At 43.9% G+C, this 271-nt stretch carries 1 pseudogene; it reads right to left on the bottom strand.

Annotation, left to right across the window (positions count from 1 at the left end):
* A pseudogene (locus tag SB658_RS24055) lies at positions 1-271 on the bottom strand (type III-B CRISPR module RAMP protein Cmr6); the annotation flags it as partial.

Here is a 271-nt window from a genome sequence, read left to right as displayed (position 1 = left end):
TGAGTCATCGTCTCGAGGGGCTGGAACACTTCCCCCTTTGTTCATCTTATCTAGCTTGACGCTGTTGTAGTCTGAATGATGTGGTGTCATCACATCCACTTTGAATGCTTCTCCTACCGTCTCAGGCATCATGAGCGCATCATGAAATTCGATGATGCCAGCACGTTCGTTTGTTCCAAACAATGTGTTGTAATCACTACCACCTTGTTTTAGTTCAGGAAAGTTTTCACCTAATACAGAGTGGGCATAATGAGAGGCTACACCTTTTAAA

Origin of the sequence: Bacillus sp. SIMBA_008 (genome assembly GCF_046535495.1) — a bacterium.
GTDB classification, from domain to species: Bacteria; Bacillota; Bacilli; order Bacillales; family Bacillaceae; genus Bacillus; species Bacillus subtilis.
The sequence above is the reverse complement of the archived record's forward strand: the minus strand, read 5'-3'. Positions and strand labels throughout refer to the sequence as shown.